Consider the following 14371-nt stretch of genomic DNA (forward strand, 5'->3'; position numbering starts at 1 on the left):
TAATGTTCATAGCCGCTATATTCACATTATGTACAGGCGTTGCCGCAGAGCTTGCGGGACCTTTTATAGCTAAAGCGATGATCGATGACCATATGCTCGGTATTGAACAGCCATTCTTTGAGACGGATTCGCCTACATCAGAAGGAGCCGTTCTATATGAAGGTCATTATTACAAGCGCGGCGATCGATTCGCCGAGAATGAGAATAAAGGTCAAGAAGTCCGTATTCTCCAGAAAGGTAAGACTTTCTATTTTATCAATCAAGCAGTAGAAGTTGCTAATGGAAAAAGAGTCGTTATCGATGGGCAGATGACCATTTCAAATGGATCTCTAGAGTCCACTTATCCAGTCAAGGCATTAACAGCCGACCAACTTTTCACCTTTTACAAACCAGAAATACCTGGCATTATGAAGCTCGTTGGATTATATCTCTTACTACTATTGGTCACCATCTTCACGGAGTTTGGTAAGACGTACTGGCTACAGTCTTCAGCTAACAAAGTGATTCAGAAATTGCGGACAGATGTATACGCCCATATTCAACGACTTCCAGTCCATTTCTTCGATAACTTACCTGCTGGAAAGGTCGTTTCTAGAATTACCAACGATACCGAAGCTGTAAAAGATTTATTCGTAGCTGTACTTGCCAACTTCAGCTCGGGTATCGTCTATATTACAGGCGTGTATATTGCTCTATTCATACTTGATGTGCGACTTGGGCTTGTATGCCTATTCGTCATTCCGATCTTAATCGTGTGGATTATTCTGTATCGCAAATATGCAACTAAATTCAATACAATCATTCGCTCACGCCTAAGTGAGATCAATGCGATCATCAATGAGTCTATTCAAGGGATGTCCATCATTCGTATATTCCGACGCCAGCAACAAACGAAGGATGAATTCGAGACACTGAATCAAGATTACATGAAATATCAGAACAAAATGCTGAACCTTAATGCATTTACAACCCATAATTTGGTCAATGTATTACGCAGCTTCTCATTTGCCGTATTGCTAGCGTATTTCGGATTCGGCTCACTCAGTGGTACCAATGTTGTATCGCTTGGTGTTCTATATGCCTTCGTTGATGTTCTCGGTCGGTTATTCCAACCCATCACGGGCATGGTGAACCAACTTGCTGCGCTTGATTCTTCTATGGTATCTGCAGGGAGAGTGTTCGAGCTAATGGATGAGCCAGGGGAAGAGGTTACAGATGGTACTATGCCACGCTACAAAGGAAATGTAGAATTCAAGGATGTCTCCTTCGCTTATAAAAAAGATTATGTTCTCAAAAATATTTCCTTTGAAGCGAAGCAAGGTCAGACGGTTGCGCTGGTAGGTCATACTGGTTCAGGGAAAAGTTCCATCATTAATCTATTATTCCGCTTCTATGATCCACAGAAAGGAAGCATAACGATTGATGGTCAGGAAGTGACTGATATCCCTAAACAATGGCTACGCCATCATATGGGAATTGTATTGCAGGATCCTTATCTCTTCACTGGTACGGTTGCATCGAATGTCAGCCTAGGTGACGAGAAAATATCCCGTGAACAAATCGAGAAGGCCTTGTGTGATGTGGGTGCTGAGCGTATACTTGCCCACTTACCTAAAGGATTCGATGAGCCCGTTGTGGAGAAAGGAAGTACATTATCCGCTGGGCAGCGCCAACTGATCTCCTTCGCACGCGCACTTGCATTCGATCCAGCGATCCTTATTCTTGATGAAGCTACCGCCAACATTGATACCGAGACGGAAAGCCTCATTCAGTCGGCCCTTGAGGTCCTGAAGAGAGGTCGCACAACATTCATTATCGCTCACCGTCTCTCTACCATCCGCAGTGCAGACCAGATTCTCGTATTGCACCGTGGAGAGATCGTTGAACGAGGTAGTCATGACGAACTCTTAGCACTTGGCGGTCGTTACTTCCAATTGTATCAACTACAACTGGGAAGCATCTTACCACAACCTACTGGATCTGAGCATGTAGAAGAATCTTCTAGGCAACCTGTTCAATCCGTGCCTAGTATATAAAATAACAGATGACCTGACAACAAGGTATTACTCCTTTTAAAGAATCGCTCTGTTAAAGTTCAATGTTGATATTAGACATAGAAGTAGAAATAGATCTTCCATAAAATAGGGAGTTCTATTTCTATTTCTTAGCTGATTAAACTAACGGTTAGCAATAGGTAAGCGTTTGAAGTGATCTCCAGCTTTTCCCCTGCTCCACACGGAGCGTGCGAGTTTCCCCGCACTCCGCGTTCCCTCTAACGGAACGTACTAGATCATAAGTTCCATGTTACTTAAAGATATAGGATGTTAAATAACCCCAGTATCGTTAAGCTTGCACTGTGGCATCCCTTCTTTATGAAGAGATGTTCCCACATTCTTACCCGACCGGTGCAATTCACGTTTGGAAAATGATCGTTCTTTTCTATTAGTCTGGGGGCGTGCCTTGCTTTCCAAATCCCTTACAACCTAGCTTTTCGCTCTGGACTTAGGTGCTTCCTCAAGGCCAGTGAGCTGGATGCCACCTTAGTTAGGCATAACGTATTTCATAGGGAAAATTTTTACTTTACGCCACTCACCCCATCGTTGGATGGTACATAAGTTTCCATATGTTCTAAATTTAGACCTGTACATTCGGAAGTTCGTCAGTTCCTTCACGGAACAATTCTCACCATATCCAGCTTTTCAGCCGAGCGGCATATCCGTTGGCATACCTTTTCTGTCTGGATGGTTCCAGCCTTCGTTCTGCCGAATCTACCTGTACTTCAAACCCCATGACCTGTTAGTCATGACGCATGCAGGAGTATTGGCGAGATGGTTTCAGGATACATGGTTCCGTCATTCCCATCCTCGGTTGTAAAGTTAGATTTCATTTCATGAAATCTCTGTTTTTCGCGCTGTAAAGCGCTTATACAGAACTTGTCATACTGTCCCGTTAGCTTAACACTAGCATCTAATTCAAATATTCCGTAGATGTTTATCTTTTGAGTTTGAAATTAAATTACCATCTAAATAATATTCAATATGCTGATCATAAAGGGTTTTTAAGGCTGTATTAACGCCCCAGTAAAAGTGATTGCTCCGGTTGCAATCGCCGTACCACCAAGAGTTAATGCGGTTAACGAATACGTAACATTACCCGTTCCAGGGGTTAAATCAACGTGGTCGACACTCGTAGCACCAAATTGGTTATTCGCATTCAAACTTTGATTAATGCTAAAAATAATGGTCACTCCGCGGAGAATTTGTAATTGGAGTATTGTATTACCAATCGTAGCTTGCGAACCAACTATCCCAGTCAACCATATACGACTACTAGCAGGAATGCTAGTCATTGTGATTGTTTTTAATATAGTCGGCACAGCGCCTATTGCTATTGCTGAACTGCCAGTTGTATTTGGAGTATTTTCGGATACCTGAAATTGCTGAAAAATCCCTGTTGCTCCTGTAACTCCTGTTGCACCAGTTGCTCCTGTTGTTCCTGTTGCACCCGTTGCTCCTGTTGCTCCTGTTGCTCCTGTTGTTCCTGTTGCACCCGTTACTCCTGTTGCTCCTGTTGCTCCTGTTGCTCCTGTTGCTCCTGTTGTTCCTGTTGCACCCGTTACTCCTGTTGCTCCTGTTGCTCCTGTTGCTCCTGTTGCTCCTATTGTTCCCGTTGCTCCTGTTGCTCCGGTTGCTCCTGTAACACCAGTGGATCCCGTTGCACCCGTTACTCCTATTTCTCCTGTTGCTCCCGTTGCTCCTATTGCACCAGTTTCACCTGTTGCTCCTGTAACACCAGTGGATCCCGTTGCTCCTGTTGCTCCTGTTACACCCGTTACTCCTGTAACTCCTGTTGCACCACTTACTCCTGTTGCTCCTGTTGTTCCTGTTACACCCGTTACTCCTATTGCACCAGTTTCACCTGTCGCTCCTGTAACACCAGTGGAACCCGTTGCTCCTGTTGCTCCTGTTGCACCACTTACTCCTGTTGCTCCTGTTGCTCCTGTTGCTCCTGTTGCTCCTGTTGCTCCTGTTGCTCCTGTTGCACCACTTACTCCTGTTGCTCCAATTTCACCAGTTGCTCCCGTAGCTCCTGTTGCCCCGGTTACTCCTGCTACTCCTGCTACTCCTGTTGTTCCTGTTGCTCCTGTAACACCAGTTTCACCTGTCGCTCCTGTAACACCAGTGGATCCCGTTGCACCAGTTGCTCCTGTAACTCCTGTAACTCCTGTTGCACCAGTTTCACCTGTCGCTCCTGTTTCTCCTGTTTCTCCTGTTTCTCCTGTTGCACCAGTTGCTCCTGTTGCTCCTGTAACACCAGTGGATCCCGTTGCTCCTGTTGCTCCTGTTGTTCCTGTTGCTCCTGTAACACCAGTGGATCCCGTTGCACCACTTACTCCTGTTGCTCCTGTTGCTCCTGTTTCTCCTGTTGCACCAGTTGCACCAGTTGCTCCTGTTGCACCTGTTACTCCTGTTGCTCCTATTGTTCCCGTTGCTCCTGTAACTCCTGTTGCTCCTGTAACTCCTGTTGCACCAGTTGCTCCTGTTGCTCCTGTCGCTCCTGTCGCTCCTGTTGCTCCCGTTACTCCTATTTCTCCTGTTGCTCCCGTTGCTCCTGTAATTCCTGTTGCACCAGTTGCTCCTGTAACTCCTGTTGCACCGGTTACTCCTGCTACTCCAGTTGTTCCTGTTGCTCCTGTTGCTCCAGTTTCACCTATCGCTCCTGTAACACCAGTGGATCCCGTTGCACCACTTACTCCTGTTGCTCCTGTTGCTCCTGTAACACCAGTGGATCCCGTTGCACCAGTTGCTCCCGTAGATCCTGTTGCTCCGGTTGACCCAGCTGCCCCTGTTGCTCCAATTTCACCAGTTGCTCCCGTAGCTCCTGTTGCCCCGGTTACTCCTGCTACTCCAGTTGTTCCTGTTGTTCCTGTTGCTCCTGTAACACCAGTGGATCCCGTTGCACCACTTACTCCTGTTGCTCCTGTTGCTCCTGTTTCTCCTGTTTCTCCTGTTTCTCCTGTTTCTCCTGTTGCACCAGTTGCTCCTGTTGTTCCTGTTGCACCTGTTACTCCTGTTGCTCCTATTGTTCCCGTTGCTCCTGTTGCTCCAATTTCACCAGTTGCTCCTGTTGCACCGGTTACTCCAGTTGTTCCTGTTGTTCCTGTTGCTCCTGTAACACCAGTTTCACCTGTCGCTCCTGTAACACCAGTGGATCCCGTTGCACCACTTACTCCTGTTGCACCAGTTGCTCCTGTAACTCCTGTAACTCCTGTTGCACCAGTTTCACCAGTTGCTCCCGTAGCTCCTGTTGCCCCGGTTACTCCTGCTACTCCAGTTGCACCAGTGGATCCTGTTGCTCCTGTTGCTCCCATTAATCCCGTTGCACCCGTTACTCCTATTGCTCCTGTTGTTCCTGTTGCACCCGTTACTCCTATTGCACCAGTTTCACCTGTCGCTCCTGTTGCTCCTGTTGCTCCCGTTGCTCCCGTTGCTCCTGTAACTCCTGTTGCTCCTGTAACTCCTGTTGCACCAGTTGCTCCTGTTGTTCCCGTTGCTCCTGTTGCACCACTTACTCCTGCTACTCCAGTTGTTCCTGTTGCTCCTGTAACACCAGTGGATCCCGTTGCTCCTGTTGCTCCTGTAACACCAGTGGATCCCGTTGCTCCTGTTGCACCCGTTACTCCTATTGCACCAGTTTCACCTGTCGCTCCTGTAACACCAGTGGATCCCGTTGCACCACTTACTCCTGTTGCACCCGTTACTCCTGCTACTCCAGTAGCCCCTGTTGCTCCTGTTGCTCCGGTTGTTCCTCTTGTTCCTGTTACACCCGTTACTCCTATTGCACCAGTTTCACCTGTCGCTCCTGTAACACCAGTGGATCCTGTTGCTCCAATTTCACCAGTTGCTCCCGTAGCTCCTGTTGCACCGGTTATTCCTACTACTCCTGTTGCTCCTGTTGCTCCTGTTGCACCCGTTACTCCTGTTTCTCCTGTTTCTCCTGTTTCTCCTGTTGCTCCTGTTGCTCCTGTTGCTCCTGTTGCTCCCGTTGCTCCTGTTGCTCCCGTTGCTCCCGTTGCTCCTGTTGCCCCGGTTACTCCTGCTACTCCAGTTGCACCAGTAGCTCCTGTTGTTCCTGTTGCACCCGTTAATCCTATTGCACCAGTTTCACCTGTTGCTCCTGTTGCACCAGTGGATCCCGATGCTCCTGTTGCTCCTGCAACTCCTGCTACTCCTGTTGCACCTGTTGCTCCTGTTTCTCCTGTAACACCAGTGGATCCCGTTGCTCCCGTTGCTCCCGTTGCTCCTGTTGCTCCTGTTGCCCCGGTTACTCCTGCTACTCCAGTTGCACCAGTAGCTCCTGTTGTTCCTGTTGCACCAGTGGATCCCGTTGCTCCTGTTTCTCCTGTTTCTCCTGTTTCTCCTGTTGCTCCTGTTGCACCTGTTGCTCCCGTAGCTCCTGTTGCCCCGGTTGTTCCTGCTACTCCAGTTGCACCAGTGGATCCTGTTGCTCCTGTTGCTCCTGTTGCACCTGTTGCTCCTGCTACTCCAGTTGTTCCTGTTGTTCCGGTTGCTCCTGTAACACCAGTGGATCCCGTTGCACCAGTTGCTCCCGTAGATCCTGTTGTTCCTTTTGCCCCGGTTACTCCTGCTACTCCAGTTGCACCAGTGGATCCTGTTGCTCCGGTTGCTCCCATTAATCCCGTTGCACCCGTTACTCCTATTTCTCCTATTGCACCAGTTTCACCTGTCGCTCCTGTAACACCAGTGGATCCCGTTGCACCCGTTACTCCTGTAACACCAGTGGATCCCGTTGCTCCTGTAACTCCTGTTGCACCAGTTGCTCCTGTTGCTCCTGTCGCTCCTGTTGCTCCCGTTACTCCCGTTACTCCTATTTCTCCTGTTGCTCCCGTTGCTCCTGTAATTCCTGTTGCACCAGTTGCTCCTGTAACTCCTGTTGCACCAGTTTCACCAGTTTCACCAGTTTCACCAGTTGCTCCTGTAACACCAGTGGATCCCGTTGCTCCTGTAACTCCTGTTGTTCCTGTTGCACCGGTTACTCCTGCTACTCCAGTTGTTCCTGTTGCTCCTGTAACACCAGTGGATCCCGTTGCACCACTTAATCCTGTTGCTCCAATTTCACCAGTTGCTCCCGTAGCTCCTGTTGCCCCGGTTATTCCTGCTACTCCAGTTATTCCTGCTACTCCAGTTGTTCCTGTTGCTCCTGTAACTCCTGTTGCACCAGTTTCACCAGTTGCTCCTGTTGTTCCTGTTGTTCCTGTTGCACCCGTTACTCCTATTGCACCAGTTTCACCTGTCGCTCCTGTAACACCAGTGGATCCTGTTGCACCACTTACTCCTGTTGCTCCTGTTGCACCCGTTACTCCTATTGCACCAGATTCACCTGTCGCTCCTGTAACACCAGTGGATCCCGTTGCACCACTTACTCCTGTTGCACCAGTGGATCCTGTTGCTCCGGTTGACCCAGCTGCCCCTGTTGCTCCTGTTGCTCCTGTTGTTCCTGTTGCTCCCGTAGCTCCTGTTGCCCCGGTTACTCCTGCTACTCCAGTAGCCCCTGTTGCTCCCATTAATCCCGTTGTTCCTGTCGCTCCTGTAACTCCTGTTGCACCAGTTGCTCCTGTTGTTCCTGTTGTTCCTGTTGTTCCTGTTGTTCCTGTTACACCCGTTACTCCTATTGCACCAGTTTCACCTGTCGCTCCTGTTGCTCCTGTCGCTCCTGTTGCTCCTGTTGCTCCCGTTGCTCCCGTTACTCCTATTGCACCAGTTTCACCTGTCGCTCCTGTTGTTCCTATTGTTCCCGTTGCTCCTGTTGCACCACTTACTCCTGTTGCTCCAATTTCACCAGTTGCTCCCGTAGCTCCTGTTGCCCCGGTTACTCCCGCTACTCCAGTTGTTCCTGTTGTTCCTGTTGTTCCTGTTGTTCCTGTTGCCCCGGTTACTCCTACTACTCCAGTTGCACCAGTGGATCCTGTTGCTCCTGTTTCTCCTGTCGCTCCTGTTTCTCCTATTGCTCCTGTTGCTCCTGTTGCTCCTGTAACTCCTGTTGCTCCTGTTGCTCCTGTTGTTCCTGTTGCTCCGGTTGTTCCGGTTGTTCCTGTTGTTCCTGTTGCTCCGGTTACTCCTGCTACTCCAGTTGCACCAGTGGATCCCGTTGCACCCGTTACTCCTATTTCTCCTGTTGCTCCTGTTGCTCCTATTGTTCCCGTAGCTCCTGTTGCCCCGGTTACTCCTGTTACTCCAGTTGTTCCTGTTGTTCCTGTTGCACCCGTTACTCCTGTTGCTCCTGCTACTCCTGCTACTCCTGTTGCACCAGTTGCACCAGTTGCTCCTGTTGCTCCTGTAACACCAGTGGATCCCGTTGCACCACTTACTCCTGTTGCTCCGGTTGACCCAGCTGCCCCTGTTGCTCCTATTTCTCCTGTTGCTCCCGTTGCTCCTGTAATTCCTGTTGCACCAGTTGCTCCTGTTGTTCCTGTTGCACCCGTTACTCCTATTGCACCAGTTTCACCTATCGCTCCTGTAACACCAGTGGATCCCGTTGCACCACTTACTCCTGTTGCTCCAATTTCACCAGTTGCTCCCGTAGCTCCTGTTGCTCCCATTAATCCCGTTGCTCCTGTAATTCCTGTTGCACCCGTTACTCCTGTTGCCCCGGTTGTTCCTGCTACTCCAGTTGCACCAGTGGATCCTGTTGCTCCGGTTGCACCTGTTGCTCCTGCTACTCCAGTTGTTCCTGTTGTTCCGGTTGCTCCTGTAACACCAGTGGATCCCGTTGCACCACTTACTCCTGTTGCTCCGGTTGACCCTGTTGCTCCTGTTGCTCCTGCTACTCCAGTTGTTCCTGTTGTTCCGGTTGCTCCTGTAACACCAGTGGATCCCGTTGCACCACTTACTCCTGTTGCTCCGGTTGACCCTGTTGCTCCTGTTGCTCCTGTTGCCCCGGTTATTCCTGCTACTCCTGTTGCTCCTGTTGCTCCCGTAGCTCCTGTTGCCCCGGTTACTCCTGCTACTCCAGTTGCACCAGTGGATCCTGTTGCTCCGGTTGCTCCCATTAATCCCGTTGCACCCGTTACTCCTATTGCACCAGTTTCACCTGTCGCTCCTGTAACTCCTGTTGCACCAGTTTCACCTGTCGCTCCTGTAACACCAGTGGATCCCGTTGCACCACTTAATCCTGTTGCTCCAATTTCACCAGTTGCTCCCGTAGCTCCTGTTGCCCCGGTTATTCCTGCTACTCCAGTTATTCCTGCTACTCCAGTTGTTCCTGTTGTTCCTGTTGCGCCAATTTCACCACTTGCTCCCGTTTCTCCAGTGGATCCTGTTGATCCCGTTATTCCTGTTGATCCAGTGACTCCGGTGGCTCCCGCAACCCCAATGGCTCCTGTAGCTCCTCTAGATCCTGTTACTCCTGAAGACCCAGTGACTCCCGTTGCTCCTGTTACTCCTGAAGATCCAGTGACTCCCGTTTTACCCTGTAACCCACGAGGTCCCTTTACACTTCTTGGTCCCCTTTTACAACACTTATTTAAGCGCTTCTTTTTCCATTTGCATTTCCATAGTATCTCAGGGCATTTCATATACTTTTTACATGTTTTTTTTTTCAACTTATGACAATGAGGTGTTTTTCTTTTTCCATGCTTTTCTTTATTAAGTTTGGATTTTCGGCATTTGATTTCTTTTTTTGAGAATCGATGTTCTATAGATTTATGTTTTTCTTTTTTACAGGAAACAGTCAACGTTTGTCACCTCCACATAAATAACATATGAGGGTCGACGTAGACAGGTATAGGCGCTCATTCATGAGGAAATTAAAAATGTGGCTTACCGTTACTTCTTATGTCCTATACGTGTTATGTTCTAAATAATATTTACAATTGAGGGTACGTCTTATTTATGTCCGAAACACGTTACAGAAAACATTTCATACGCATCTGCCATCCTCAAAAGTTAGGGTGATCTCGACCCAATTCCACTCGTCTGAAGGACCTTTAACTTCATCACCAAATTTCCAGTAAAGTAATTTCATTCCATGCCCCATTTTACTTTTCTACAGCTAAAGTTTATAAACCAATTTTATCATGGCTTTGTTGAATTAAACTGCATTAAAAACGGCAGTCATGAATACGGCTGCCGTTTCTTCGTGTTTATTGAACTATTGTTACCCGTTAACGCAAAGAAAAACTGTTCCTTGGCTCACTTCTTTACACTTATATACTGACGTTCTTTCCACTCGAACTCATTCTCCAATCGAAATGTGGATAGTTCAATCACGAGATCGAGTTCCTTTTTAGGAGCGTCCGAGAAACTCTCCTGTCCGTACGCCCAGCAGGAATAGAGCTCTAAGTCTTCACCTATTTCCATATTACGGCGCAAATATTCAAATAGCTCTATTAAGCACTTCTTGCTTGTCTGGTATGAAATGAGATGAGACTGTTTAATTTCGTCATTGATCTTGAAGGAACCGCCTTCGGGGTTGACTTGGTAAACAAATGGATGACGGAACATATGCGAGGATTGTCTGGTTATGGGCCCGGTTATATATAAACCGGCTGCATCCTCTTCCGTCTCGTAGACATCCATTAGCTTTTCCCCTGCTCCACACGGAGCGTGCTAGTTTCCCAGCACTCCGCGTTCCCTCTAAAAGAATGTACTAGATCATAAGTTCCTCGTTACTCATAGATTCGGGAAAATCAGACTGGTTCAAGTCCTTATTTATCACCATACTGATTGATCCAGATTTTCATTAAGTTTGTGATAGCTAGTCTATTTATGAGTACTTCAATCGTCTCTTTGTGAGTATGGTGGATGAGTTGAAATACCTCTTTATGGAGAATGCACATGTTATTGAATTTATCGCTTCCGCCGAGATATAATGGCATATAGTGGTGGCAGTAAACGTCAGGTGCAAAAAGGTACATTCCTGTAATTTCGCATTTCCCCATCTTCATGCTGTACCGACTTATCCGATTACCCATGTATTCCACATTCTCGTTCGGGATGCTGGATGCCATCAAAGAAATAATTTCTTGACGTATATCCGGATGAAGCTTTTTTTATATTTGCTGTATGTTGGCGGTGGGTTAGTTGGATGTTCGTATTTCCCGAATACCTACGTGAACACCTGAAATGTTTCCGGGGGAAACATCCTTCGAAAGCATATGCTAGGACCGGCTGAATTCAATCTTCGACGTCGAGTAGTCCTCTTGATATACTTCGTGATCAAAAGATGACTTTTGAACAACCTCTCTAATATTCAGGTCTTTCAAAGTGACTTCATTTCTCTGATGCTGAATACTTTCCTATGTAAGCCTTTAGATGTATTCCGCGTAAATAGCGGGGGAAGGAAGACCCACGAGAACGGAATAAGAGCCTAAACAACACTTACATTAGCAGTAAAGGCTAGATTGTGAGAATTAAGTGCCTAGATGACAGTTGAAATCGGGAGAAACGCGGAAAATTGGGTTTTCCGAATAATTAGATGTTGTTTGGGCAGCTAAAGTGGTGGAAAGAGGAATGGCAATGGATTTAGAGGTCAAATTTGCAACTAACTACGTGATACCCTCGCTATAGCAATAGAAATATAAGATAACAAGTGCGAGTAGTTGCAGAAATCAGTACTTACAGAAAACAATGGATGTTGTATGAAGTAGCGAAGATGACGGAATTATCCTGAAGAAGCGGTAGCGCTCGCCTACAAGCTTTCCGTAGGAAAGCTACTCCGGAAGCATATGCTTTGCCCTAGGATTTCTACCGCTAAGCGGTATACAATCAAGAAATTGGAGGGCAACAGCGACCATAAGGATAATCCGTCATCGCAGCGGCATCCTACACCAATATATGTGGACTTTTTTCAGAGACCCTTTCAGAACAACTCCACCCTATTCAAGCATCCTTGTTCATAAACTATCATTTATCGGAATTAGAAGCATGAGAATCATTATCCAGACCAAGCGTGCGATATAATTCCCGAGAATAACCTTGGAGCTTCTTCTCTAACATTTGTGCTTGATCACTAAATTTCGTAAGCTCACGAATCATACGGGAACGACCTCCAGGACTGAACGTCTCTTGGATTCGTTCTTTGAAGTAATCATGGACAATATAATTACGTTGCTTCCATATTCTTGTCAATTGAATTGTTTCTTCTTTCGTGAAAGGGAAATGATGCTGAATTTCCTGCACTAATTGGCCTAACGAACTACTTAACTTACGTTGATAAATTTCAGTGAAGTCTTCTTCTGTTGGAATCTTGCCCTCTGATAGCTTCATGAGCATCAATAAGTTAACCAGTTGCTGCTCCAAAGATTGTGAAGAATATACGGCAAGTCCAAAATAGGTAAAGACATCTCTTGAATGATCACTATCGAGCAATCTCTCTTTTACCATACTTCCGCTCCATTCACTATCAACACATTTACGCGATGTGCTAGTTGATCTACTTTGCTATTCCTAATGTTAAAGGAATCCGCAAAATCTATCAACATGAGATTGTTAAATGGATCTATTACGTCCCTTTTTACATACGGGCTGGGGTAGCCAAACCAAGAATATGCATTGTTCTTTGTAAAGATTGCCCTGTCAGTGTCGTTAGAGACACTCGAATTTTTCTTACCCCATCTTCTTCACACAGTATTCTTTCCTGGTTGTAGAAGTGATTGAACGCCTGCGCTATATCTAGAACATATCTAGCTAATACGGAAGGTTCATTGTTCTGTATCCCACGTTTCAACTGTACAGGGAACGTAATAAGCAGTTTAAGGAGTGCCCATCCTGAATCACCTAATGCTTCAGCATATTGATCCTGCTGCATTCCTTGAGAATCTTCCGTGTGTACTTGTTCTAACATCATACTTTTAGAAAGAATGCTTTGGGTTCTTGTATATGTGTACTGCAAATAAGGACCTGTCTCCCCTTCGAAATTCAACGCATCATCCAGTGAGAAATCCACTTCGTTAGTCCGATTATTCTTGAGATCCCCAAAAATAACAGCTCCAATTCCTACGTCCTGTGCCACCTTATATTTGTCCGGTAACTCTGGATTCTTCTGTTCAATGACCGTGAGCGCTCTTGCAACAGCTTCATCTAACACATCGTCAAGATACACAATTTTACCGCGACGGGTGGACATCTTCTTACCCTCGAATTTCATTAATCCAAAGTGTACATGACTGCAATCTTGTACCCACTCGGCCCCCATTTTATGCAATACAGCAAATACTTGTTGGAAATGTAACTTCTGTTCTCCCCCGACCACATAAAGAATTTGATCAGCTTTCATGACATGATGGCGATAAAATGCTGTTGCCAAATCGCGTGTAGGATAAATCGTCGTCCCGTCGGATTTCATAATTAAGCAAGGTGGCATCCCCTCATCATCCAATTGAACAACGAGTGCACCATCACTTTTCACTAATAAATTTTTATCTTTTAGCGCTTGAACAACGGCAGCCATTTTATCATTGTAAAAGCTTTCTCCAAGCACATGATCGAACGTAATATTTAGTCTTTTATACATTCTGTTGAACTCCTGCATACTAACTTCGACGAAATATTCCCAAAGTCTATTCGCTTCTTCATCACCAGACTCCAACAGACGGAACCAATTTCTCGCCTCGGGTTCCAATGTTACATCTTGTTGTGCTTCCTCATGAAACTTAACGTATAAACGTAAAGACTCTTGAATTGGATTCTCTTGTAAAGCTTCATCATTACCCCAACGCTTATATGCTGTAATTTGTTTGCCAAATTGCGTGCCCCAATCGCCCAGATGATTGACGCTAACAGGTTCGTATCCTGCGGTTTGATACATTTTATACAAGGCTGCACCAATCATCGTTGATCTAAGATGTCCGATACCAAAAGGTTTCGCAATATTGGGAGATGACATATCAATAACAACCTTTTTTCCCTGACCTATATTAGTTCGAGCATCATCATCTTGCTGCAATCTCTCCATCAAGCCCCCGACATAATAATCTCTGTCGAAAGTTAAATTAACATAGGGTCCAACAGCTTCTGCTTTGATTCCCTTCATTTGGATACGACTCACTAATTGTAAGGCGATCTGCGGCGGTGATTGTCTAAACTGCTTCGCTAATACGTAACATGGAAATGCAATATCACCCATCACTACTGAGGGCGGTGTTTCTAATAAGTTTTCCACTTCTTCTGCTGATAGGGGTACGTGTGGCTGTATTGCCTCTATGGCCCAATTCTTTAACATGATAGTTCATCCTCCATATTCTACTTAAATGACTGTTTATTTCATCAAAAAAAGCCCTCATCTCTATGAATAAGAGACGAGAGCTTTAGTTCCCGTGGTACCACTCTAGTTGAACCCTCAGACAGAGGTG

7 protein-coding genes and 1 other annotated feature (1 of these 8 only partly in view) are annotated in these 14371 nt (G+C 46.4%); of the genes, 2 read left to right on the plus strand and 5 right to left on the minus strand.

Annotation, left to right across the window (positions count from 1 at the left end):
• Window positions 1-2 precede the first annotated feature (2 nt).
• Window positions 3-2036, plus strand: coding sequence for an ABC transporter ATP-binding protein (locus AC1TO8_RS01480; protein WP_482054474.1), 2034 nt, complete (start codon window positions 3-5; stop codon window positions 2034-2036).
• A 568-nt stretch (window positions 2037-2604) separates the two neighbouring features.
• The gene (locus AC1TO8_RS01485) at window positions 2605-2874 is read left to right on the plus strand and encodes a hypothetical protein (protein WP_482053848.1); all 270 of its coding nucleotides are present in this window, start codon (window positions 2605-2607) and stop codon (window positions 2872-2874) included.
• A gap of 184 nt (window positions 2875-3058) precedes the next feature.
• On the opposite strand, the gene AC1TO8_RS01490 is transcribed toward AC1TO8_RS01485, so the two are convergent.
• The 5 genes from AC1TO8_RS01490 to argS all read right to left on the minus strand — a co-directional run bounded on the left by AC1TO8_RS01490 (window position 3059) and on the right by argS (window position 14241).
• A complete protein-coding gene (locus AC1TO8_RS01490) occupies window positions 3059-9622 on the minus strand; it encodes a beta strand repeat-containing protein (RefSeq protein ID WP_482053849.1) in 6564 nt (2187 codons plus the stop codon).
• Window positions 9623-10211: 589 nt separating this feature from the next.
• Complete coding sequence (locus tag AC1TO8_RS01495; protein WP_482053850.1) at window positions 10212-10598, minus strand: hypothetical protein; 387 nt, start codon at window positions 10596-10598, stop codon at window positions 10212-10214.
• Between the two features lie 128 nt (window positions 10599-10726).
• A complete protein-coding gene (locus AC1TO8_RS01500) occupies window positions 10727-11029 on the minus strand; it encodes a hypothetical protein (RefSeq protein WP_482053851.1) in 303 nt (100 codons plus the stop codon).
• 895 nt (window positions 11030-11924) lie between these two features.
• On the minus strand, window positions 11925-12404 hold the full coding sequence (locus tag AC1TO8_RS01505) for a hypothetical protein (protein WP_482053852.1): 480 nt from the start codon (window positions 12402-12404) through the stop codon (window positions 11925-11927).
• Window positions 12405-12534: 130 nt separating this feature from the next.
• Entirely contained in the window at window positions 12535-14241 is a 1707-nt protein-coding gene (gene argS / locus AC1TO8_RS01510) for an arginine--tRNA ligase (RefSeq protein ID WP_482053853.1), read from the minus strand.
• A gap of 69 nt (window positions 14242-14310) precedes the next feature.
• Window positions 14311-14371: a binding site (T-box leader), on the minus strand; it runs 218 nt beyond the window's last position.

Source organism: Paenibacillus sp. Y859 (genome assembly GCF_056786405.1).